This is a genomic window from Ramlibacter sp. (assembly GCF_041916345.1).
GTDB lineage: Bacteria > Pseudomonadota > Gammaproteobacteria > Burkholderiales > Burkholderiaceae_C > Ramlibacter.
Genome location: NZ_JAYRZR010000003.1, coordinates 94,300 through 113,382, shown reverse-complemented (window position 1 = coordinate 113,382; position 19,083 = coordinate 94,300). Strand labels below are relative to the sequence as shown.

The following is a 19,083-nucleotide window of genomic DNA, read 5'->3' as shown; positions in this document are numbered from 1 at the left end:
ATTGCAACGCAACAGGCTTACGGGCAGCCTTCAGCAATGGGCCCCTGCGCGGCGACTTTGCTACGATGCGCCAGCCCCCCGCGAGGGGGCTTGCCCGATGAAGAAGACGCTCTACGAGACCCTGGGCGTGGCGGCCGATGCCGGCACCGCGCGCATCCAGGCGGCCTACCGCCATCAGCTGGCCTTGCTGGAGGCGCAGGCAGACCTGTCCGCACCGGCACGGATGGAGGCGCAGCAGTTGCTGCGCGTGGCGTTCAGCACCCTGTCCGACCCCGTCTCGCGCCATGCGTACGACGCCCGGCTGGCGCAGGCCGCCGGCCCCACCCGCACGGGCACGCTGGTCCTGGTGCCCGACAGTGAGCCCGCCGCGGCGCCGCTCAACGACGCGCATGCCGAGGCCCTGGCCTTGCGTGCGGAGGCGCTCGCCTTGCGCGCCGAGGCCATGGCCCTGCGCGCGGGCGGCACTTCGGCGCCCCCTGCCGAGCCCGGCCTGGGCGGGCTGGTCACCTCCGGCCTGCTGCTCGGCCTGAAGCGGTTCACCCGCGCGATCGGACTCCTGGTCCTCGTCTCCGTGCTCGCCTTCGGCGCCACGCGTGCGCTGCGCGGGGATCCGGCTGCGCGCCAGGCCGAGCTGGAGCGGCAGGCCATCGAGCGCGCGGCCCTGACCGAGTACCAGCAGGCCCACGGCAGCCGCCCCGGCAGCCTGGCCGAGATGGAGCGGCTGGAGTCCGAGCGCCGCCGTGCCGAGATGGAGGCACGCCGAGCCGAGCAGGACCGCGAGCAGCAGGAGCGTGATGCCCGCCGCTTCGAGGAGGAGGCCCGCCAGCGCGGCCGCGAGGTGACCGCCGAGATGCAGCAGGCCGAGGAGCAGGCCCGGTACCTGGAGGAGCAGGAGCGCCAGCGCCGCCAGCAGGAGGCGCAGTCGCGCGCCGAGGCGCAGCGCGCCCGTGCCGAAGCCGACGCGCAGCGCGCCGAGCGCGAGCGCGCCCAGTGGCGCGAGGTGCTGAACCGGTGAGCGGTGCTTCGCCGCGAGCCCGCGCGGGCGGCCAGGCGCCCACCCACTACGACACGCTGGAGGTGAGCCCGGCCGCCAGCCCGGAGACCATCCGTGCCGCCTACCGCAGCCTGATGCAGCGGTTCCACCCCGACCGCATGCCGGGTGACGCCGCGGCGGCGGCACGGGCGGCCGAGGTGGCGCATGCCTACGACGTGCTGTCCGATGCCGCGCGTCGCGCCGCCTACGACGCCACGCTCACGCGCGCGCCACTGGCGACACCGGGCGCTCGTCCGCCCGGTCGGACCGCGGGCAGGCCAGCCCGCCCTTCCGCCGGTGCGGGGGGCTGGGGCGCCTACACCTGGATCGCCGTGCTGGTGGCGGGTGTCGGCGTCGGGGGCTGGCTGGCCACGCGCAGCTTCGGCGAGCCGGAGCCGGCCGCGCGCCTGCAGGCCTTGCAGGCGGCGTTCCATGCGGAGGGCGTGACCGAGGCCGTCCGCCGTGACCTGCATGCGCAGAAGGCGCAACTGCTGGCGCGGCATCCGGCGCTCGCGAGCCGTGAGCAGGCGGCCCGGCAGCAGGCGATGGCCGAGCGCGGCGCGAGGCTGCTCACGCAGCCGCTGGTCGTGCTGATCGAGGCGCGTGGCGACGCGCCTGCCGCCGAGCTGACCGTGCCGGCGATCCAGGTGCAGATGGGTGGCTTCGAGGCCCCGCAGGCCCTGGCGCACCTGCAGCGTCACCGCGATCGCGTGGTGCAGGAACTGGGCGAGCGGCTGGCGCGGCTGGAGGTGCCGCGCCTGCGCACGCCGGCTGGCGCGCAGGTGCTGGGCGATGCCATCCTCGGCTCGGTGAGTGCCAGCCTCGGGACCGATCCGGCGCAGCCCTTTCCCTCGACCTGGCTGGAGTCACCGGGCCGTCACGGCGTGGTGGCGGTGAGCCTGCCGGAGCGCTTCGTGCTGACGGTCCGGCCCTGAGCAGCCGCGCTCAGCTCAGCTCGTTGCGGTAGTGGTGCGCGTCGGTGCGGTACACGCCGCGCCGGAACTCCATCGGCACGTCGTTGTAGGTGTAGGCGAGCCGCTCCACCGACAGCAGCGGTGTGCCCTCCGGCACCGCCAGCAGCGCGGCTTGCGCCGCGTCGGCGGCGATCGCGCGGATCTTCTCCTCGGCGCGCACCATGCGCACGCCGAACTCCAGCTCGAACAGGGCGTACGTAGGCCCCTGGTAGGCGGCCATCTGCTCGGCGCTGAGCCCGCGGAAGGCGGCACCGGGCAGCCACAGGTCTTCCAGGATGGTGGGCACGCCGCCGAAGGCGAGCACGCGCCGCACCTGCACCACGGCGTCGCCGCTGCGCAGCGCCAGGGCACGCGCCACCTCCGCGGTGGCGCGCACGCGCCGGCATTCCAGCACGTCACGGCTGGCCGGGCCCTCGCTGTCGCGGTCCCCGCTGTCGGGCACGAGCTTGAGGAAGCGGTAGCGCACGTGCTGCTCGGCATGGGTGGCGACGAACGTGCCCTTGCCCTGGCGGCGCACCACCAGGTTCTCGGCCGCGAGTTCGTCGATGGCCTTGCGCACCGTGCCCTGGCTCACGCGGAAGCGTGCCGCCAGCTCGATCTCGCTCGGGATCACCTCGCCGGGCTTCCACTCGCCGGCCTGCAGGCTTTGCAGGATCAGCCCCTTGATCTGCTGGTACAGCGGGCTGAAGGCCGGCGTGGCCGGGCCGCCGGTGTCGGGGCTCGGCAGTTCGGGTAGCGGCAGGGTGCTCGGCATGGGCATGGGGGGAGGGTGGGCGCGCATCGCGAACCACCCTGTGATCATATCTTATATAAGACATAAGACGTTGACCGATGCGGGTTTCCACGGGTACACTCCCGGGCTGTCCCGCAAGGCTCGCGCAACGCGCGCGGGCCTCCTGCCGGCACCGTATTCCCAACCATCCCTTCGGAGATTTCCATGAGCAAGAAGCCCGTCCGAGTCGCCGTCACCGGCGCCGCCGGCCAGATCGGTTACGCCCTGCTGTTCCGCATCGCCTCCGGCGAGATGCTGGGCAAGGACCAGCCCGTGATTCTGCAGCTGCTGGAAGTCCCCGCCGAAGGCCCGCAGAAGGCGCTGAAGGGTGTGATGATGGAGCTGGAGGACTGCGCGTTCCCGCTGCTGGCCGGCATGGAGGCGCATAGCGACCCCATGACCGCCTTCAAGGACACCGACTACGCGCTGCTGGTCGGCTCCATGCCCCGCAAGGCCGGCATGGAACGCGCCGAGCTGCTGTCGATCAACGGCCAGATCTTCATCGGCCAGGGCAAGGCGCTGGACGCCGTGGCCAGCCGCAACGTGAAGGTGCTGGTGGTCGGCAACCCGGCCAACACCAACGCCTACATTGCCATGAAGAGCGCGCCGAGCCTGCCGCGCGAGAACTTCACCGCCATGCTGCGGCTGGATCACAACCGCGCGCTGAGCCAGATCGCCGCCAAGACCGGCAAGGCCGTGGCCGACATCGAGAAGCTGTGCGTGTGGGGCAACCACTCGCCCACCATGTACGCCGACTACCGCTTCGCCACCATCGGCGGCGCCTCGGTCAAGGACATGATCAACGACCAGGACTGGAACGCCAACACCTTCCTGCCGACGGTGGGCAAGCGCGGCGCCGCCATCATCGAGGCGCGCGGCCTGTCCTCCGCGGCCTCCGCCGCGAACGCCGCCATCGACCACATGCGTGACTGGGCCCTGGGCACCAACGGCAAGTGGGTCACCATGGGCATTCCGTCCGACGGCTGGTACGGCATTCCCAAGGACACGATGTTCGGCTTCCCGGTCACCTGCGAAGGCGGCCGCTACAAGGTGGTCGAGGGCCTGGCCATCGACGAGTTCAGCCAGGGCTGCATCAACAAGACCCTGAAGGAACTGCAGGACGAGCAGGCGGGCGTCGCGCACCTGCTGTGATGAGCCATCCCCGCGACATCCTCCTCGGCGCGCAGGCGCGCACCGGCACGCTGACGGTGTGCGACCACTACAGCGGGGTGGAAGTCCGGATGCGCAAGAGCCTGCAGCTGCAGGCCGAGATGGCGGCCGAGTTCGGGGCCTGCGTCTTCGACGTCACCCTCGACTGCGAAGACGGTGCCCCGGTCGGCGGCGAGGCCGACCACGCGGCGCTGGTGGTGGCGCTGGCGCGCGGCGCCGCGCCCGGCGCCCGCGTCGCGGTGCGCGTGCATCCGGTGGACCATCCGGCCTTCGAGGCGGACATCGCCACCATCGCCGGCCAGGCGGGCGACCGCCTGTGCCACATCATGCTGCCGAAGTGCGAGAGCCCGGCCGACGTGGAGCGGGCCGCGCGCGCGCTCGACGCCGCCGGCGCGCCGCAGCTGCCGCTGCAGGCACTCATCGAGTCGCCGGCGGCGGTGCATCGCGCGTTCGACATCGCGGCCCATCCGCGTCTGCAGTCGCTCAGCTTCGGGCTGATGGACTTCGTCTCCGCGCACGGCGGCGCCATTCCGTCGGACGGCATGGGCGTGCAGGGCCAGTTCACGCACCCGCTGGTGGTGCGCGCCAAGCTGGAGATCGCCTCCGCCTGCCACGCGCATGGCAAGGTGCCGTCACACGGCGTGGTCACCGAGTTCAAGGACGCCCAGGCCTTCCTGGGTGCGGCCCGCCGCGCGGCGCGCGAGTTCGGCTTCACCCGCATGTGGAGCATCCACCCGGACCAGATCCGCCCCATCCTGGAGGCCTTCGCCCCGGGCGCGGACGAGATCGAGACCGCCACGCGCATCCTGCTGGCGGCACAGCAGGCCGGCTGGGCGCCGATCAGCTACGCCGGCAAGCTGGAGGACCGCGCCAGCTACCGCTACTACTGGCAGGTGCTGGAGCGTGCCCACCAGACCGGCCGGCACCTGCCGGCCGAAGCGCAGGCCTGGTTCACCGCCGCCTGACGACGACAACGATGCCCGGAGACAAGCCCATGAATCACCTGCTGGCCGGCCTGCTGCTGGCGGTTGCGATGGGGCCTGCGGGCGCCCAGTCCACGTCCAAGCCGCCGGCGAAGGCGGCGGCCAAGCCGGCCGCCAAGCCGGTGGCGAAGCCCGCGCCGGGCCGCAACCCGAACCTGGCGCCGTCAGCGCAGAAGGCGGTGGAAGAGATCACGCCGCTGGAGGAACCGGATCCGTCCATCCACCTGAGCGAGGCGGATCTCGCCGTCGCGCGCCAGGTGTACGTGGGCGACATCCCCTGCGAACTGGGCACCAAGGTGACCTTGCGCCCGCTGCGGCGCGAAGGCTTCTTCCTCGTCACCGCCGGCCGCAACCGCTTCCGCATGCACCCGGTGGAAAGCCGCACCGGCGCCATCCGCCTGGAAGACCCGGTGCGCGGCGCGATGTGGCTGCAGCTGGGCAACAAGTCGATGCTCATGAGCCAGAAGCTCGGGCAGCGCCTGGCCGATGAGTGCCAGAGCCCCGACCAGGCCACGCTGGCCGAGGCCATGAAGAAGTCCGCGCCCACCGGCCTGCTGAGTCCGCAGCAGCCAGGCACGGCCACGCCCACCGAAACCTATGGCGCCGCGCCGCGCGTCACGGCCAGCCCCGCGCCCGAGCAGGCGTCATCCGCGGCAGCCGCCGTGCCGCCGGCGGTGACCACGCCGGTCGCCGCTGGCGCCGTGGTGCAGCCTGGCACGGTCCCTGCTGCGGCCGAGGCGGCCGCGTTGCCTGCGCCGGCTGCCAGCGCCCCCCGATAACCTGATTGAACGAGAGCGAACGGAGAAACCCATGTTGCAAGCCTATCGTGAACACGTCGCCGAGCGCGCTGCCCTCGGCATCCCGCCGCTGCCGCTGTCGGCCAAGCAGACCGCCGAGGTGATCGAGCTGCTGAAGAACCCGCCGGCCGGCGAGCAGGCCTTCCTGCTGGATCTGCTCACCCACCGCGTGCCCCCGGGCGTGGATGACGCCGCCAAGGTGAAGGCCAGCTTCCTGGCCGCCGTGGCCCATGGCGACATCACGGTCGCCGCGAGCTCCAAAGCCAAGGCCACCGAGCTGCTGGGCACCATGGTGGGCGGCTACAACGTGCACCCGCTGATCGAGCTGCTCGACGACCAGGAGGTCGCCCCCGTGGCTGCGGCCGGCCTGAAGAAGACGCTGCTGATGTTCGACTTCTTCAACGACGTGGCCGAGAAGGCCCGCGCCGGCAACGCCTACGCGAAGGAAGTGATCCAGAGCTGGGCCGACGCCGAGTGGTTCACCAGCCGCCCCGAAGTGGCGAAGAAGATCACCGTGACCGTGTTCAAGGTGACGGGCGAGACCAACACCGACGACCTGTCGCCCGCGCCCGATGCCTGGAGCCGCCCGGACATCCCGCTGCACTACCTGGCCATGCTGAAGAACGCCCGTCCCGGCATCACGCCCGAGGAAGACGGCAAGCGCGGCCCGATGAAGTTCATCGAGGAGCTCAAGGCCAAGGGCAACCTGGTGGCCTACGTGGGTGACGTCGTGGGCACCGGCTCCAGCCGCAAGTCGGCCACCAACAGCATCATCTGGGGCTTCGGCGAAGACATCCCCTTCGTGCCCAACAAGCGCTTCGGCGGCGTCACGCTGGGCGGCAAGATCGCCCCGATCTTCTTCAACACGCAGGAAGACTCCGGCGCGCTGCCGATCGAGGTGGACGTGTCGAACCTGCACATGGGCGACGTCATCGACATCTTTCCCTACGACGGCAAGATCGAGAAGGCCGGCCAGACGGTCGCCACCTTCCAGCTGAAGAGCGACGTGCTGTTCGACGAGGTGCGCGCCGGCGGCCGCATCAACCTGATCATCGGCCGCTCGCTCACCGCCAAGGCGCGTGAGTTCCTGGGTCTGGCCGCTTCCACCGTGTTCCGCCTGCCCACGGCCCCGGCCGCCACGAAGGCCGGCTTCACGCTGGCGCAGAAGATGGTGGGCCGCGCCTGCGGCCTGCCGGAAGGCCAGGGCATCCGCCCCGGCACGTACTGCGAACCGAAGATGACGACCGTGGGTTCGCAGGACACCACCGGTCCCATGACGCGCGACGAACTGAAGGACCTGGCCTGCCTGGGCTTCAGCGCCGATCTGGTGATGCAGTCCTTCTGCCACACCGCCGCCTACCCGAAGCCGGTGGACGTGAAGACGCACCGCGAACTGCCCGCCTTCATCAGCAACCGCGGCGGCGTGTCCCTGCGCCCGGGCGACGGCGTGATCCACAGCTGGCTGAACCGCCTGCTGCTGCCCGACACCGTGGGCACCGGCGGTGACTCGCACACCCGCTTCCCGATCGGCATCAGCTTCCCGGCCGGCTCTGGCCTGGTCGCGTTCGGCGCCGCCACCGGCGTGATGCCGCTGGACATGCCCGAGAGCGTGCTGGTGCGCTTCAAGGGCACCATGCAGCCCGGCATCACGCTGCGCGACCTGGTGCACGCCATCCCCTACTACGCCATCAAGCAGGGCCTGCTGACGGTCGCCAAGGCCGGCAAGGTGAACGAGTTCTCCGGCCGCATCCTGGAGATCGAGGGCCTGCCCAACCTGAAGGTGGAACAGGCGTTCGAACTGTCCGACGCCTCCGCCGAGCGTTCCGCCGCCGGCTGCACGATCAAGCTCAACAAGGAGCCGATCATCGAGTACCTGAACTCGAACATCGTGCTCATGAAGAACATGATCGCCGACGGCTACCAGGACAAGCGCACGCTGGAGCGCCGCATCCGCGCGGTAGAGGCCTGGCTGGCCAACCCGCAGCTGCTGGAAGCCGACAAGGATGCCGAGTACGCGCACGTCATCGAGATCAACCTCGATGAGCTCAAGGAGCCGGTGCTGTGCTGCCCGAACGACCCGGACGACGCCAAGCTGCTGTCCGACGTGGCCGGCACCAAGATCGACGAAGCCTTCATCGGCTCGTGCATGACCAACATCGGCCACTTCCGCGCCGCGGCCAAGCTGCTGGGCGGCCAGCGCGACATCCCGGTCAAGCTGTGGGTGGCACCGCCCACCAAGATGGACCAGACCGAGCTGATCAAGGAAGGCCACTACGCCGCCTTCGGCACGGCCGGTGCGCGCACCGAGATGCCGGGTTGCTCGCTGTGCATGGGCAACCAGGCGCAGGTGCGTGAAGGCGCGACGGTGGTCTCCACCTCCACCCGCAACTTCCCCAACCGCCTGGGCAAGAACACCAACGTGTTCCTGGCCTCGGCGGAGCTGGCCGCCATTGCCTCCAAGCTGGGCCGCATCCCGACGCTGGCCGAGTACCACGCCGAGATGGGCGTCATCAACAAGGACGCCGCCAGCGTGTACCGCTACATGAACTTCGACCAGATCGAGGAGTACGCGGAGACGGCGAAGGAAGTGACGGTCTGAGCGGGTTCGCCCTCCTCGCAGGTGGAGGGCGCCCAGCCGCCCTGATGGGCGGTGACGCTAGTCGCGGTACGACCCGTCCGTCCGGTCCAGCCACCGCAGCAGGGCCGGCCAGTCGGTGTCGTACGCGCTGCGCCCGGGGCGGTCCAGCACCTGGGCCACTTTCTCCGCGATCGCTGGGTCGCACTCGATCACTTCCACGCCGCCGGCCAGCGCCTTGACCTGCGCTTCGCAGGCGCGCTCGAGGTAGTACAGCTGCTCGAAAGCGTCGCGGATCGTCGTGCCGGCTGCCAGCAGGCCGTGGTTGCGCAGGATCATCGCCTTGTGACCGCCCAGGTCGCGCACCAGGCGCGCCTGCTCCGCGGGCTCCAGCGCGACGCCTTCGTAGTCGTGGTAGCCGATGCGGTTGTGAAACCGCATGGCGTGCTGCGTCAGGTTCAGAAGGCCGTGCTTCTGCGCCGCCACGGCCAGACCCGATGCGGTGTGGGTGTGCAGCACGCACAGGAAGTCGGGCCGCGCGCGGTGCACGCAGCTGTGGATCAGGAAGCCGGCCGGGTTGATGCCCATGCCGGTGGGGTCCAGGATCACGGTGCCGTCCAGGTCCACCGTCACCAGGCACGAAGCCGTTACTTCCCCGAACAGCACGCCGTACGGGTTGATCAGGAAGTGTTCCGTCCCCGGGATCTTGGCCGTGAAGTGCGTGTAGATCTGATCGGTCCAGCGGTAGTGGTCGGCCAGCCGGAAGGCGGCCGCCAGGTTCACGCGCTGCGCCCATTCGGTGGCGCTGACTCGCGTGTGGACGTCGGGAAAGCAAAGCGGGGTCATGGGAGCGGTTCTTCCTGGTCGGGCGGATCGGCGGGTGGGTCGGAAGGGTCGAGCCGCGCCAGGAACCGGTCCAGCGTGTCGTAGATCTCGCCGGTGAGTTCAGCGCCCAGGTCGGCTTCCAGGCGCTGGTACACGACCTCGATGCGCGGCTTCATCTTGCGGAACATGGTGCGGGCAGCCGGCGTCAGCGACACCCTCACGCGCCGCTGGTCGTGCGCCAGCCGTTCCCGCGCGACCAGGCCCATGGCCTCCATGCGGGCCAGCATGCCGGTCAGGCTGGGGCTGGAGAGGTGGCAGATGGCGCCGATCTGCCGCGGCTCCAGCGGGCCGGAGGCCTCGATGGCACGCAGCACGCGGTACTGCTGTTCGGTGATGCCGGCGGCCTGGAGCACGGGCCGGAAGCGGGCCAGCAGGCGCTCCCGGGTCTGCAGCAGCAGCAGGGGCAGGTTGCGGCGCGCGGGCCGTGTCGCATCGGGCGGGGGCTTCATCGCGGGCACCGGCGAGCCTGCTGTTCAGAGGGGCGACACGCGCGCGTGCAGCACGGCGCTGCGCCCTTCGCGCACGGCTTGCATGCAGCGGGCGATGGCCCCGTCGGCCTGTCCGGGGTCGGACAGGCGCTCGCCGTGCGCACCCGCGGCCTCGGCCACGGCAGCGAAGTCCATGCCGCCGGGCAGGCGCGAGGCAAATTCGTCGGTCTCATGCGCCTTGCCGCGCGGGTACATGCGCAGCACCGACTCCTTCACGGCGGACCAGCCGCTGTTGTCCAGGATCACCGTGAAGACGGGCAGGCGGTACTCGCTGGCCACGGCGTAGAGGGCGCTCGGGTTGTTGAAGTAGAACGTGCCGTCGCCCACCACATGCACCACCTGGCGCTCGGGCCGGGCGAGCTTCATGCCCAGCGCCGTGCCGCCCGAGAAGCCCAGGCCCCCGCCGGGCAGGCCGATCAGCGTGCCGGGTTCGGTGCGCGGGATCTGGTCGAACACGGCCAGCGTGTTGCGGATGCCCTCGTTGATCAGGATGTCATGCGGCGCCATTGCGCGGCCGAGCGCCGCGCAGAGGTGGTGCGGGTTGATGGCGCCCACGGTGCCCGGCTCGGCGGCGGCTTGCGCCACGCGCTGGGTGCGTTGTGCATGCTCCTCGGCCAAGCGCTGCAGGCGCGCTGCCACGCGCTCGTGGAAGGCGGGCGTGGCCAGTGCCTGGACCGCCTCGATCAGCTGCGCCAGCATCAGCACACTGTCGCCTTCCAGCCGCAGGTCGGTGGCGAAGCCCCACATCGGCATCTCGCGCTTGAGGGCGTCGATGTCCATCTGCGCCCACCAGGCCCGCGGGTTCACGCGCGTGGTCTTCGGCACCCAGGGCACGTCCACGTCCAGCATCAGGCCGAAGTCGGCCTGTTCCGCGAACGGGCCGGGCAGGTAGCCGCCGAAGCAGGGTGAGTCGCGGCGGATGTTCAGGTGCACGGTGTTGAACTCGCACACCCGCATGCCGGTCAGCAGGGCCAGTTGTTCCACCAGGGCCGGCGCCGCCGGGTTGCGGCCGGCGTAGGCGGTGACCAGCAAGGGGTCAGCACTGTCGACCAGCTTCTGCGCCACATGGCGGATCTGCCCGGGGTCGGCCTGACCGGCACGCACCGGTGCGTGGCGCGCGGGCGGAAAGTCGGCCAGTTCCTCTGGCGGGCAAGGCGCCGCGAGCACTTCGCGCGGCAGCATCAGGTACACCGGGCCCGGTGGGTCGCTGTGCATCACCGAATGGGCGCGCGAGATCACCTCGCCGGCCGAGGAGGGCCAGGGCAGGGTGTATTCCCACTTCACGTAGGGGCGCACCACGCTGCCCTGGTCAAAGGGTTCCTGCACGAAGTGCACATAGGTGTCGCGTCCGCCCGCCACGCCGCTGAAAGTGGTGGCCGGCGCCCGACCGGCCATCAGCAGCACCGGGATGCGGGCGCGGAAGAGGTTGTGCAGCGCCATGGCCGCGTTGGCGGTACCGGCATCCACATGGACCAGCACCGCCTGGCCACGGCCGGTGGCGGCGGCATAGCCGCCTGCCATGTGGACGGCGACGTTCTCGTGCGGGCACAGCACGACCCGGGGCAGGGGGCGCCCTTCGGTGCGCCACCGCGCCATCTCCTCGATCAGCGGGGCATGGTCCGTGCCCAGGTTGCAGAACAGGACCTCGACCCCGTGGTCCACGAGCGCCTGAAGCAGGTGGTGCGAGGCGCTGCGCACCGCCTGCGGTGCACCGGACTCACTTGGCATTGCTCAGCCCGGCCGCGCGCACGGCGGGCGCAAACGCCTTCTGCTCATTGACGATGCGCTGGCGCACCGCGTCCGGCCCGCCCGTCCCGAGTTCATGGCCGAGCTTGGCGAAGGCTTCCCGTGTCGCCGGCAGCGCCAGGAAGCGGCCCAGCTCAGTGGCCAGGCGCGTCACGATCTCCGGCGGCGTCTTCGCCGGCGCGTACAGACCCAGCCAGACCTCGAATTCGGTGCCAGGGAAGCCGGCCTCCTCCAGCGTGGGCACGTCGGGCTGGAAGCGCGAGCGCTGGCTGGACGCCACGGCCAGCGGGCGCAGCGTGCGGGCCTGCAGCTGGCCGGCGACCGGAGCCAGATCCGCCATGACCATGACCACGCGGCCTGTCACCAGGTCGCTCAGGGCCGGGGCGAAGCCGTTGTAGGGGATGTGGGTCATCTTCGCGCCGGCGGACTGCAGCAGCATTTCGGTGCCCACATGGCCCATCGCGCCGACGCCATTGCTGGCATACGCCATGGCGCCCGGGTTGCCCTTGGCCGCATCCATCAGCTCCTTCACGGTCTTGTACGGCGTGCTGGCCGAGGAGAACAGGAAGAACGGGATGCGCGACACCACGCCCACCGGCGCGAAGTCGGCCAGCGGGTCGAAGGGCAGCTTGCCCGGGTGGGTGAGCGGCAGCAGGCTCATGGTCGATCCGCCGGTCAGCAGCAGCGTGTAGCCGTCGGGGGCCGAGCGGGCGACCATCTCGGTGCCGATGAGGGTGCCGCCGCCGGGCTTGGGTTCGACGATGACGTTCTGGCCCAGCGTGCCGGACAGGTGCTGGGCGACCAGGCGCGCCGCGGCATCGACGCCGCCGCCGGCCGCATACGGCACCACGATCTTCACGGGGCGCGACGGGTAGTCCTGCGCGTGCACGGTGAACGCCGCAGCGAAGAGCGCGGCAAGGGCGAGTCGAAGCAGCTTCATCGGTGTCTCCGGGTCATGGGGGGGAAGGAATTCACTTACATGTGAGCGAATCACCCATGGTAGGGGCGCACCGGGGCTCGGGGACACGCGGAAAACCCCAGTGCGGCGGCACCGGCAGCCTGCCGTGGGGGTGATGCCGGGGCACGCCAGAGCCGTGCTGGCGTTCATCGTAGAGTCGGCCTGCCAGGCGCCGCGGCGGATGCCCTTGCCGCGGCGTTGCCTGGCGCATAGGGTCTGACGCCATGTTCCGTTCCTTCTTCCTCGCCCGCCGCTACCTGCCCTGGTCCATCGCCGGCAGCCTGCTGATCCTCGGTGCCACCTGGTACAAGGTGCAGCTCGACGTGCAGGTCAACGAGTGGTTCGGCAGCTTCTACGACCTGGTGCAGAACGCGCTGGCCAAGCCCGGCTCGGTGAAGCTGGAGGCGTACTGGGGTCAGGTGGTGGCCTTCACCTCGATCGCGATGATCTACGTCACCGTGGCCGTGCTGCTGGAGTTCTTCGTCAAGCACTACATCTTCCGCTGGCGGCAGGCGATGAACGACTACTACATGGCCCACTGGGATCGGCTGCGCGACATCGAGGGGGCCGCCCAGCGCGTGCAGGAGGACACGATGCGCTTCGCCCGCATCATGGAAGGTCTGGGCGTGGAGCTGATGCGCAGCCTGATGACGCTGGCGGCCTTCCTGCCGCTGCTGTGGGTGCTGTCGGACAAGGTGGGCGAGCTGCCGGTGCTGGGCGCGATCCCGCACTCGCTGGTGTGGGTCGCGCTGGTCTGGGCCGTGTTCGGCACCTTGCTGCTGGCCGGCGTGGGCATCCTCCTGCCGGGGCTGGAGTACCAGAACCAGCGGGTGGAGGCGGCCTACCGCAAGGAGCTGGTGTATGGCGAGGACGACGCCTCGCGCGCCGCGCCGCCGGTGGCCACCAGCCTGTTCCAGGCGGTGCGGCGCAACTACTTCCGGCTGTACTTCCACTATCTCTACTTCGACGTCGTGAAGTTCTCGTACCTGCAGGTCAGCCTGCTGGTGCCGCTGATCGCGCTCGGCCCCTCGGTGGTGGGTGCGGCCTTCACGCTCGGCGTGATGCAGCAGATCACGCGCGCCTTCGACAAGGTGACCGAGTCGTTCCAGTACCTCGTCTACAGCTGGGCCACCATCGTGGAGCTGCTGTCGGTGTACAAGCGCCTGCGCGCGTTCGAGGCGCGCATCGACGATCCGGATGCGCCGGGGGTGCCGGTGGGCATCAGGTGACCCGCGTTCCGACGCCTGGCGTGTGTTTCTCGCAGGCTGGGATGGAGCGCAGCGCAATCCCGGCGTTCCCTGCCGCTTCGTGTGGGCGCGTGGAGACCGCTGGGGTTGCACCCCAGCCTACGGATGCCGGGAACCCGCGGCCCCATGCACCGCGGCAATGCCTCGCAGGATCTCGGCCGTCGCGGCATCCGCCGGAAAGAAGGTCTCCAGCGCCATCTCCTGCAGCGTGATGTCCGCTGGCGTGCCGAACACCGTGATGGTGCTCAGCAGCGCCAGCACGCCTGCCTCGGTGCGGAAGAGAAAGGGCATGGCCACGCCCAGCAGTTCGCCCGCGAGCTGCGTGTCCTCCGCGCCGGCGGGCAGCGGGTAGCCGCGCAGCTCCTCATGCAAGGCGGCCAGCGTGGCGTCCCCGGTGGCGTGCACCTGCTGACGCAGCCGCTCCAGCAGGTGGCGGCGCCACTGGCCCAGGTTGACGATGCGTCCGGCCAGGCCTTTGGGGTGGAGACTGATGCGCAGCACATTGACGGGCGGCTTCAGCAGTTCCGCCGCCACGCCCGCCAGCAGCAGCGGAATCATCGCGTTGCCCGCAATCAGGTTCCAGTGCCGGTCCACCGCCAGCGCCGGGTAGGGCTCATGCCCGGTCAGGATGCGCTGCACCGCCTCGCGCGCGGCGGCCAGCGCGGGGTCGTCCAGCGGGCGCTCACGGTACATCGGCGCATAGCCGGCTGCCACGAGCATCGCGTTGCGTTCGCGCAGCGGCACCTCCAGCCGCTCGGCGAGGCGCAGCACCATCTCGCGGCTGGGCGCCGAGCGGCCGGTCTCCACGTAGCTGAGGTGCCGGGTGGAGATGCCGGCCTCGCCAGCGAGATCGAGCTGGCTCATGCGGCGGTGCTGTCGCCAGTGGCGCAGGTGGTCGCCGAAGGCGCGCACGGCTTGGGCGGCGGCGGTGTTCATCGCCCGGATGGTAGGCCCGTCCGGTGTTCCGGACCATGACCTCGCACGTCATGGGGCTGCGCGGGCCGCCGCGGGCGGCTGGCGGCGATCTTGTATGCTGGCTGCCCTCACATCCAGGAGAGCCCAGCCCCATGACCCGCGTCTTCAACTTCAGCCCCGGTCCCGCCACGCTGCCCGAGGCCGTCCTGCGCCAGGCGGCCGACGAGATGCTGGACTGGCATGGCTCCGGCATGTCGGTGATGGAGATGAGCCACCGGGGCAAGGAGTTCATCGCCATCCATGCCGAGGCCGAGGCGCTGCTGCGCGAGCTGATGGGCATCCCCGCGAACTACAAGGTCCTGTTCATGCAGGGCGGTGCCATCGGCGAGAACGCCATCGTGCCCATGAACCTGATCGGACGCACGGGCAAGGCCGACTATGTGCTCACCGGCGACTGGTCCAAGAAGTCCGCCAAGGAGGCGAAGAACTTCGGCACCGTGCGCACGGCCGCCACGGGTGAGGCGAGCGGCTTCACCGCGATTCCGGCGCAGGCCGAGTGGAAGCTGGACGCCGAGGCGGCCTATGTGCACATCTGCTCGAACGAGACGATCGGCGGCGTGCAGTTCCACTGGACGCCCGACACCGGTGCCGTGCCGCTGGTGGCGGACATGTCCTCGGACATCCTCTCGCGGCCCATCGACGTCAGCCGCTACGGCCTCATCTACGCCGGTGCGCAGAAGAACATGGGCCCCTCGGGCCTGACCATCGTGATCGTGCGGGATGACCTGCTGGGTCACGCGCTGCCCGTCACGCCCTCGGCCTTCAACTACCAGCTGCAGGCTGAAGCCGACTCCATGTACAACACGCCGCCCACCTATGCGATCTACATCGCGGGCTTGGTGCTGAAGCACGTGAAGGCGCTGGGCGGTCTGGCCGCGATGGAGGCGCACAACAAGGCCAAGGCGAAGATCCTGTACGACTACCTGGATGCGAGCGCGTTCTATCGCAACCCGGTGAGCCCGGCCGACCGCTCGCTGATGAACGTGCCCTTCAAGCTGAAGGACGATGCGCTCGACGACGCCTTCCTGAAAGGCGCGCAGGCGCGCGGCATGATCCAGCTGAAGGGCCACCGCTCGGTGGGTGGCATGCGCGCCTCCATCTACAACGCGATGCCGGTCGAGGGCGTGCAGGCGCTGGTGGCCTACATGAAGGAATTCGAGGCCCAGCATGGCTGAGGCGGCCGGCCTGCCCCGGCCCGTTCGCGTGCAGGTGCTGAACGCGATCGCGGCGCGCGGGCTGGAGCGCCTGCCCGCCGAGCGCTACCAGGTGGGCGCGGACGCGGCCGAGCCGCACGCGGTGCTCGTGCGGTCCGCCGACATGCACAAGCTGGCGCTGCCGTCCACGCTGCTCGCCGTGGGCCGCGCCGGTGCGGGCACCAACAACATTCCCGTGGCCGCGCTGAGTGCACGTGGCGTGCCGGTGTTCAATGCGCCGGGCGCGAATGCCAACGCGGTGAAGGAGCTGGTGCTGGCCGGCATGCTGCTGGCCGCGCGCAATCTGGCCGGTGCGCAGCGCTTCGTGCAGGGCCTCGATGCCAACGCGGCCGATCTCGACGCCCAGGTGGAGGCCGGCAAGAAGCCCTTCGCGGGCTTCGAGCTGGCTGGCCAGTCGCTCGGTGTCATCGGCCTCGGCCGCGTCGGCTGCCTGGTGGCCGATGCCGCCATCAAGCTGGGCATGCAGGTCTGGGGCTACGACCCCGAGATCACGGTCGATGCCGCCTGGAGCCTGCCCGCCCAGGTGCGCCGCGCCGCCAGCGTGGCCGAGGTGCTGAAGGCCTCGCGCTTCGTCACGCTGCATGTGCCGCTGCTGCCGGCCACGCGGCACATGGTGAGCGCCGACAACATCGGCCTGCTGCGCCCTGGCAGCGTGCTGCTGAACTTCTCGCGCGAGGGTGTGGTCGACGACGCCGCGGCCGTGCGCGCGCTGGAAGCCGGCCGGCTGGCCGCCTACGTGAGCGACTTCCCCAACCCCACCATCCTGGGCCGCGCGGGCGTGATCGCGCTGCCGCACCTGGGCGCTTCCACTGGCGAGGCCGAGGAGAACTGCGCCGTGATGGTGGTGGACCAGCTGCGCGACTACCTGGAGAACGGCAACATCGTGCATGCGGTCAACTTCCCGGCCGTGAGCATGCCGCGGGAGTCCGCCTGGCGCATCGCGGTGGCCAATGCCAACGTGCCCAACATGCTGGGCCAGATGTCCACTGCCATGGCGCAGGCCGGCCTGAACATCCACAACATGGTCAACAAGTCGCGCGGCGAGATGGCCTACACACTGGTGGATGTGGACAGCGTGGTCGACGAATCGCTGCTGGACACGCTGCGGCGCATCGAGGGCGTGCTGGCGGTGCGCTACCTGCCCGCGGGCTGAAGCCCGGCAGCGCATCGGGATTCTTCTCGACCGCCCGTACCGTCGGGCTGATGATGACTGCAAGCAGATTCGCAGGCGGCGTTCTGCGCGTGAAAGCGCCCTCGGGGTCTGGATCCCTTTGTCGCCATGGAGGTCATCATGCAGCTTCGGTTCGTCGCGTCCCTCGTCGGCACCCTCGCCGTCGCCCTCTCGCCTCACGTCGCGCAGGCCCAGGCCGGCGACACGCTCGCCAAGGCCAAGTCCAGCGGGATCATCGTCCTCGGCGTGCGGGAGTCCTCGGGCGCGCTGTCGTATCACCTGGGTGGCGGGCAATATGCCGGCTTCCATGTCGAGATCTGCCAGCGCATCGCGGAAGACATCGAGAAGGCGGCCGGCCGCAAGGTCGAAGTCCGGTACGTCCCGGTCAGCTCGGAAAGCCGCATGGGCGATCTGACTTCCGGCAAGATCGACCTGAGCTGCGGCTCGGCCACGAACACCACGGCCCGCCAGCAGGAGGTGGGCTTCCTGAACACCACCTTCGTGGAAGAAGCCCGCATCGCCGTGAAGGCGAACTCCGGCATCCGCAGCATCACCCAGCTGCACGGCAAGACGCTCGTCACCACGCGCGGCACCACCACGGTGCAGCACCTGCGGCGCCACGAGCGCGGCGCCGGCATCAAGTTCAAGGAGCTGTATGGCAAGGACCATGCCGACAGCTTCAGGCAGCTCGCGTCCGGCAAGGCCGACGCCTTCCTGATGGACCGATCCATCCTGGCCGGCAACATCGCCACGGCGGCGAACCCCGCGGACTTCACCATCGTCGACGAGCCGCTGTCCCTGGAGCCCATCGCCATCATGATCCGCAAGGACGATGCCGGCCTCAGGAAGCTGGGCAACGAGACCATCGCCCGCCTGATCTCCAGCGGCGAGATGGCCAGGCTGTGGGACAAGTGGTTCATGCAGCCCATTCCGCCTGCCAACCGCAGTGTGGGCCTGCCCCTGTCCGAAGCGACCAAGGCGGTCTGGGCCGACCCGAACGACAAGCCGATGGAGCAGTACCGCCGCCGGTAGCCAACCGGCGGGGGAACGCGTGCCGTTCCTCTTGACCACAGCTCGGCTGCACGGGATGATGTTACCGATTGTGTGCAGTCCATCGATGCCAGCCGGTTCATCGACGCTGCGCCTGACGCTCTCACAAAGGCTTAGCGCTTCATGAAGAACCGGTTCCTGGTCGCTCTGCTGGGCCTGCTCACATCGGCCGTCGTGCCGTTTCAAGCGTCGGCCCAGGTGCCCGGCGCCCTCGCCAATGCCAAGGCGACTGGCATCATCACCCTGGGGGTGCGGTCGAACTCGGGCGCGCTCTCCTATGCCCAGGGCGGTGGCAAGTTCGGCGGCTTCCACGTCGACATCTGCCTTCGCATCGTGGAAGACGCCGAGAAGCTTCTCGGCCGCAAGCTGGAGGTCAAGTACCTGCCGGTCAACCTCCAGACCCGCATTCCCGAGCTGAACTCCGGCCGGGCCGACCTCATCTGCGGGTCCGCCACCAACTCGCTCACGCGCCAGAAGGAGGCCGCGTTCCTGAACACGGTGTTCGTCGAGGAGGGGCGCGTGGTGGTCAAGGTCAGCTCCGGCATCACCAACATCGTGCAGCTCAATGGCAAGACCGTGGCCTCGACGACCGGCACCACTGCCGTGGCCCACCTCAAGCGCCATGAGCGCGGCATGGGCGTGCGATTCAAGGAGCTGAACGGCGCTGACCACGACGAGAGCTTCGCGCTGCTGGCGTCTGGCAAGGCCGACGCCTTCCTGATGGACCGGGGGATCCTGGCCGCGCATGTCGCGTCGTCGCCCAACCCGGCGGAGTACCGCATGCTCGACGAGCAGTTGTCCATCGAGCCGATCGGCATCATGGTGCGACGCGACGACCCGTCCATCAAGAAGCTGGGCGACGAGACCATCGCCCGCCTGGTGGCCAGCGGCGAGATCGCCAAGCTCTACGACAAGTGGTTCCTGAAGCCCATCCCGCCGCGCGGGGTGGTCGTGGGCCTGCCGCTGTCCGCAGCGACCAAGGCGGCCTGGGCGAACCTCAACGACAAGCCGATGGAGCATTACAAGCGGTAGGTGACCCTGGGCC

17 protein-coding genes are annotated in these 19,083 nt (G+C 70.0%); 11 read left to right on the top strand and 6 right to left on the bottom strand.

Annotation, left to right across the window (positions count from 1 at the left end; translation table 11 throughout):
• The first annotated feature begins 97 nt into the window (after positions 1 to 97).
• Together ACE3T5_RS01780 and ACE3T5_RS01775 are read left to right on the top strand one after the other, a co-directional pair.
• Complete coding sequence (locus tag ACE3T5_RS01780; protein WP_374663801.1) at positions 98 to 1,015, top strand: hypothetical protein; 918 nt, start codon at positions 98 to 100, stop codon at positions 1,013 to 1,015.
• A complete protein-coding gene (locus ACE3T5_RS01775) occupies positions 1,012 to 1,968 on the top strand; it encodes a DnaJ domain-containing protein (protein WP_374663799.1) in 957 nt (318 codons plus the stop codon). The genes ACE3T5_RS01780 and ACE3T5_RS01775 overlap by 4 nt, the downstream gene beginning before the upstream one ends.
• 10 nt (positions 1,969 to 1,978) lie before the next feature.
• Here the strand turns inward: ACE3T5_RS01775 and ACE3T5_RS01770 are convergent, their stop codons facing one another.
• On the bottom strand, positions 1,979 to 2,761 hold the full coding sequence (locus ACE3T5_RS01770) for a GntR family transcriptional regulator (protein WP_374663827.1): 783 nt from the start codon (positions 2,759 to 2,761) through the stop codon (positions 1,979 to 1,981).
• Between the two features lie 183 nt (positions 2,762 to 2,944).
• Here ACE3T5_RS01770 and ACE3T5_RS01765 point away from each other — a divergent pair, with 183 nt between their 5' ends.
• The 4 genes from ACE3T5_RS01765 to acnB are packed head-to-tail and all read left to right on the top strand — an operon-like array spanning position 2,945 to position 8,328.
• Positions 2,945 to 3,931: a malate dehydrogenase gene (locus tag ACE3T5_RS01765; RefSeq protein WP_374663797.1), complete on the top strand. Its 987-nt coding sequence runs from the start codon at positions 2,945 to 2,947 to the stop codon at positions 3,929 to 3,931.
• Entirely contained in the window at positions 3,931 to 4,914 is a 984-nt protein-coding gene (locus tag ACE3T5_RS01760; protein ID WP_374663795.1) for a CoA ester lyase, read from the top strand. The genes ACE3T5_RS01765 and ACE3T5_RS01760 overlap by 1 nt, the downstream gene beginning before the upstream one ends.
• A 29-nt stretch (positions 4,915 to 4,943) precedes the next feature.
• Positions 4,944 to 5,711, top strand: a complete 768-nt coding sequence (locus tag ACE3T5_RS01755; protein WP_374663793.1) for a hypothetical protein — start codon at positions 4,944 to 4,946, stop codon at positions 5,709 to 5,711.
• Between the two features lie 31 nt (positions 5,712 to 5,742).
• The gene (gene acnB / locus ACE3T5_RS01750; protein WP_374663791.1) at positions 5,743 to 8,328 is read left to right on the top strand and encodes a bifunctional aconitate hydratase 2/2-methylisocitrate dehydratase; all 2,586 of its coding nucleotides are present in this window, start codon (positions 5,743 to 5,745) and stop codon (positions 8,326 to 8,328) included.
• 57 nt (positions 8,329 to 8,385) lie between these two features.
• On the opposite strand, the gene ACE3T5_RS01745 is transcribed toward acnB, so the two are convergent.
• The 4 genes from ACE3T5_RS01745 to ACE3T5_RS01730 are packed head-to-tail and all read right to left on the bottom strand — an operon-like array spanning position 8,386 to position 12,363.
• A complete protein-coding gene (locus ACE3T5_RS01745; RefSeq protein WP_374663789.1) occupies positions 8,386 to 9,150 on the bottom strand; it encodes a class II aldolase/adducin family protein in 765 nt (254 codons plus the stop codon).
• Positions 9,147 to 9,638 (bottom strand): homoprotocatechuate degradation operon regulator HpaR, encoded by a 492-nt coding sequence (gene hpaR / locus ACE3T5_RS01740; protein WP_374663787.1) that lies wholly within the window; start codon positions 9,636 to 9,638, stop codon positions 9,147 to 9,149. The genes ACE3T5_RS01745 and hpaR overlap by 4 nt, the downstream gene beginning before the upstream one ends.
• Positions 9,639 to 9,662: 24 nt before the next feature.
• The gene (locus ACE3T5_RS01735; protein ID WP_374663785.1) at positions 9,663 to 11,405 is read right to left on the bottom strand and encodes a thiamine pyrophosphate-requiring protein; all 1,743 of its coding nucleotides are present in this window, start codon (positions 11,403 to 11,405) and stop codon (positions 9,663 to 9,665) included.
• Entirely contained in the window at positions 11,395 to 12,363 is a 969-nt protein-coding gene (locus ACE3T5_RS01730) for a Bug family tripartite tricarboxylate transporter substrate binding protein (RefSeq protein WP_374663783.1), read from the bottom strand. The genes ACE3T5_RS01735 and ACE3T5_RS01730 overlap by 11 nt, the downstream gene beginning before the upstream one ends.
• A gap of 242 nt (positions 12,364 to 12,605) precedes the next feature.
• Between ACE3T5_RS01730 and sbmA the strand changes: the two genes are divergently transcribed.
• Entirely contained in the window at positions 12,606 to 13,610 is a 1,005-nt protein-coding gene (sbmA, locus tag ACE3T5_RS01725) for a peptide antibiotic transporter SbmA (protein WP_374663781.1), read from the top strand.
• A 117-nt stretch (positions 13,611 to 13,727) separates the two neighbouring features.
• Here the strand turns inward: sbmA and ACE3T5_RS01720 are convergent, their stop codons facing one another.
• Complete coding sequence (locus ACE3T5_RS01720; RefSeq protein WP_374663779.1) at positions 13,728 to 14,564, bottom strand: helix-turn-helix domain-containing protein; 837 nt, start codon at positions 14,562 to 14,564, stop codon at positions 13,728 to 13,730.
• A gap of 131 nt (positions 14,565 to 14,695) precedes the next feature.
• Here ACE3T5_RS01720 and serC point away from each other — a divergent pair, with 131 nt between their 5' ends.
• The 4 genes from serC (at position 14,696) to ACE3T5_RS01700 (ending at position 19,070) form a co-directional block, all read left to right on the top strand.
• Positions 14,696 to 15,778 (top strand): 3-phosphoserine/phosphohydroxythreonine transaminase, encoded by a 1,083-nt coding sequence (gene serC, locus ACE3T5_RS01715; RefSeq protein WP_374663777.1) that lies wholly within the window; start codon positions 14,696 to 14,698, stop codon positions 15,776 to 15,778.
• Positions 15,771 to 16,970, top strand: a complete 1,200-nt coding sequence (locus ACE3T5_RS01710; protein WP_374663775.1) for a phosphoglycerate dehydrogenase — start codon at positions 15,771 to 15,773, stop codon at positions 16,968 to 16,970. Before serC ends, ACE3T5_RS01710 begins: the two co-directional genes overlap by 8 nt.
• A 138-nt stretch (positions 16,971 to 17,108) precedes the next feature.
• Positions 17,109 to 18,020 (top strand): transporter substrate-binding domain-containing protein, encoded by a 912-nt coding sequence (locus ACE3T5_RS01705; protein WP_374663773.1) that lies wholly within the window; start codon positions 17,109 to 17,111, stop codon positions 18,018 to 18,020.
• A 141-nt stretch (positions 18,021 to 18,161) separates the two neighbouring features.
• Complete coding sequence (locus tag ACE3T5_RS01700; protein ID WP_374663771.1) at positions 18,162 to 19,070, top strand: amino acid ABC transporter substrate-binding protein; 909 nt, start codon at positions 18,162 to 18,164, stop codon at positions 19,068 to 19,070.
• Positions 19,071 to 19,083 lie beyond the last annotated feature (13 nt).

Excerpts from the sequence above, each read along its gene's own strand:
- ACE3T5_RS01780 (WP_374663801.1), top strand. The coding sequence starts at position 98 with ATGAAGAAGACGCTCTACGAGACCCTGGGCGTGGCGGCCGATGCCGGC.
- ACE3T5_RS01770 (WP_374663827.1), bottom strand. The coding sequence starts at position 2,761 with ATGCCGAGCACCCTGCCGCTACCCGAACTGCCGAGCCCCGACACCGGC.
- ACE3T5_RS01765 (WP_374663797.1), top strand. The coding sequence starts at position 2,945 with ATGAGCAAGAAGCCCGTCCGAGTCGCCGTCACCGGCGCCGCCGGCCAG.
- ACE3T5_RS01760 (WP_374663795.1), top strand. The coding sequence starts at position 3,931 with ATGAGCCATCCCCGCGACATCCTCCTCGGCGCGCAGGCGCGCACCGGC.
- ACE3T5_RS01755 (WP_374663793.1), top strand. The coding sequence starts at position 4,944 with ATGAATCACCTGCTGGCCGGCCTGCTGCTGGCGGTTGCGATGGGGCCT.
- acnB (WP_374663791.1), top strand. The coding sequence starts at position 5,743 with ATGTTGCAAGCCTATCGTGAACACGTCGCCGAGCGCGCTGCCCTCGGC.
- ACE3T5_RS01745 (WP_374663789.1), bottom strand. The coding sequence starts at position 9,150 with ATGACCCCGCTTTGCTTTCCCGACGTCCACACGCGAGTCAGCGCCACC.
- hpaR (WP_374663787.1), bottom strand. The coding sequence starts at position 9,638 with ATGAAGCCCCCGCCCGATGCGACACGGCCCGCGCGCCGCAACCTGCCC.
- ACE3T5_RS01735 (WP_374663785.1), bottom strand. The coding sequence starts at position 11,405 with ATGCCAAGTGAGTCCGGTGCACCGCAGGCGGTGCGCAGCGCCTCGCAC.
- ACE3T5_RS01730 (WP_374663783.1), bottom strand. The coding sequence starts at position 12,363 with ATGAAGCTGCTTCGACTCGCCCTTGCCGCGCTCTTCGCTGCGGCGTTC.
- sbmA (WP_374663781.1), top strand. The coding sequence starts at position 12,606 with ATGTTCCGTTCCTTCTTCCTCGCCCGCCGCTACCTGCCCTGGTCCATC.
- ACE3T5_RS01720 (WP_374663779.1), bottom strand. The coding sequence starts at position 14,564 with ATGAACACCGCCGCCGCCCAAGCCGTGCGCGCCTTCGGCGACCACCTG.
- serC (WP_374663777.1), top strand. The coding sequence starts at position 14,696 with ATGACCCGCGTCTTCAACTTCAGCCCCGGTCCCGCCACGCTGCCCGAG.
- ACE3T5_RS01710 (WP_374663775.1), top strand. The coding sequence starts at position 15,771 with ATGGCTGAGGCGGCCGGCCTGCCCCGGCCCGTTCGCGTGCAGGTGCTG.
- ACE3T5_RS01705 (WP_374663773.1), top strand. The coding sequence starts at position 17,109 with ATGCAGCTTCGGTTCGTCGCGTCCCTCGTCGGCACCCTCGCCGTCGCC.
- ACE3T5_RS01700 (WP_374663771.1), top strand. The coding sequence starts at position 18,162 with ATGAAGAACCGGTTCCTGGTCGCTCTGCTGGGCCTGCTCACATCGGCC.